A 2,441-nucleotide genomic window follows, 5' to 3' on the forward strand; every position below is an offset into this window, starting at 1 on the left:
CGATAATTAACATGGAAATTTAAAATCCATTTATTTAGGTTCTTCTTCCTTAAACCTTCGATAACAATGAGAAATAAGCCGTCCTTGTTCAGTCCTGAATGAAAGGCCTGAGTGTCCTATATTAATTCTCTTTCGCCACACTAACAGGTCTTCAAGTGAATAGACCTTCTCTATTTGAATTTGTATTTTTTCAAAGTATCCGTCAAAGTTCATAATTCAATATCTTACTAAAGCCAAAAACTGTTCCAACTAGTTTTTAATAATTCAGGCATTTATAAAAACTAAATTTCAACGCATCATGAATCTAAAAAATTCAGTCAACCATTAACTGCTCAACCGATAATTGAGTAAATTCTTTTATATTGTAATAAGCCATTTTTATGTGGCTTTTATTTTAACGATAGTGGCATCAGGCAAGACTATACGATTCATCGAACTCTCACTTCACCACTGCCGAACCCACTCTAATGGTTGACTATTTACAATAAACCAAATGGGTCAAATAGTACTGACAATCAAGTAATTTCAAGAAAAATCAATATTTAGAATATGTTCATCTATAAATTAGAGCCAGCTCCAGTCAGAAAATTCAAAGTTATTGCTCACGATAATGGAAAGCCCGCTTTCGCCGGCTGGTTGCCCGTCCCTTAGATATATAGGTTGTTAGGCTCATGTGGCGAATTGTCTTAATGAAGTAAGAAAAGTCGTGACCGTGAATACAAGTAATACAGATACGATATGCCATGTAGAGCAACTCTCTCCGATTTCGCACCTAATACTTGATTGCTGATCACTTCGTTAAATACAACCATAGAGGTATCATCAAAACCGGACAATTTTCCAATAACTCTGGTCTTTTATTTGGATTGGCACCATCAACAAAAGCACCCAGACAATGAACCAGCATATAAAAATGATAATTTATCATCTTGGGGTTGAGGGAGAGATGATCTCCGCAGTTCGTAACGTAAAAGTGATAAGTACTAGTAAAACTGATATGAAGTATTTAGCCATGGTAATGCACCTCTTAAAAACTGAGATGCATCCTCCCATAATGACACAATTGATAGTAATTAAATAAGTCTAAAAAAAATATCAAATCACAGTCAAAAGCTTAATAGACGGCATAAGTATCTTCGATTGGTAAAGGCTCCATTTTTACAGCGACCATTTTCTTTACAGGGCTATTTAAAATGATCAGCATATATTGGTTTGGCAACTCTTCAACAACTTGAACTGATTTAAAAAACGACAGCTTTTTTCGCGCTTCAATGTATTTATCATAAACGAGCATTTCGTCATCATTTTCAAAATCAATATCCCCATGATCAATGCGTTCTTCGCGCAAGCTTACATTAAACAGCCCTTTACTCTTACGAGCGAATCTTCCTTTTGTGTAAATACCTAAAGTATTATTGAGTCCTGCTTCTTTTATAACCGTAACCGCCTCAAAATTTTCATCACTGATCACGACGTCCATGTGTTCTGTCGCCATATAATCACCATCTATCGTCATATAAAGGGTCGTAGAGTTGACCAAAACATTGTTTTTCAAACGCAAGTTATATGCAATAGAAGCAAACATTAAGCAAAGGCAGAAAAGAAGAAAGTAAATGCTTTTATTTTTAGTGAACATAGCGACTAAGCTCCGTTTTAACCATATCAACGAGATCGCCCGTTGATTGAGGAGATTCAAACAAAACCACTAAATTAACAGGCGGTGCCAATGGCTTGAGGATTACAATAGATAAGCTTTCTTGAGAATGAGCAAGAATCAATCGGCTTAACCTACCTTGTTTAACTTCTTCAGAAACTAAAGGCGTAACACCTTCCGCGACCACTTTCGCCTCTTCTTCATTATCGCAATAGACAGTTAAAACTTCGCTAGAAAACATTTTAGTCAGTGGAAGCCAACTCGTTAACTTAGGCTCTTTTGCAGTAAACACCAATGGAAACAATACCGCTATCGCAATAAATACTATGCCTAGTGCAATATAGATTTGATTACGACCAAATGTATATGGTGTGTTTTTATCGGTACTTTCTTCAAGGCTCTCAGCCTTACCGCTTGACTCCCTGGTTAATAAGTTGTCTTGGCTATCTGACTTACTATCACGGTCTTCTAGCCACGACACAGCCTCACTTTCTAATTTATAACCAACCTTAGCGACCGTTTTCAGATACTTTTGTTGCTTCCCATCATCCTCGATCAAAGTACGTATTGCGCTGATCGATTGTGTCAGTGAGCCTTCAGAAACATGTTTTCCTGGCCAAGCTCTTTTCAACAAATCTTCTTTTGTATTAATTTTCCCAGCATTTTCACACAACATTAGAATCACAAGATGATCGTGATAACCTATGCGCTTTTCTTCATTTTTGAGTAAATCAGTCACTAACGGGTGGTCTAAGTGAATTAACCAATTATTTACTTTGTACATAAA

Annotated in this window: 2 protein-coding genes; both read right to left on the reverse strand. The window is 36.4% G+C overall.

The genetic code is table 11. The features are described 5' to 3' along the window. Positions 1 to 1,114: 1,114 nt before the first annotated feature. Positions 1,115 to 1,636 (reverse strand): hypothetical protein, encoded by a 522-nt coding sequence (locus BCT81_RS27070; protein ID WP_102426468.1) that lies wholly within the window; start codon positions 1,634 to 1,636, stop codon positions 1,115 to 1,117. After that, a partial coding sequence (locus BCT81_RS27075) for a winged helix-turn-helix domain-containing protein (RefSeq protein ID WP_241908285.1) occupies positions 1,626 to 2,441 on the reverse strand: 816 nt, incomplete at its 5' end. The genes BCT81_RS27070 and BCT81_RS27075, both read right to left, overlap by 11 nt.

Origin of the sequence: Vibrio sp. 10N.261.52.A1 (assembly GCF_002876325.1) — a bacterium.
GTDB lineage: Bacteria > Pseudomonadota > Gammaproteobacteria > Enterobacterales > Vibrionaceae > Vibrio > Vibrio chagasii.

Bases quoted from the DNA above. Each gene is read 5' to 3' on its own strand.
- BCT81_RS27070 (WP_102426468.1), bottom strand. From the start codon at position 1,636: ATGTTCACTAAAAATAAAAGCATTTACTTTCTTCTTTTCTGCCTTTGC.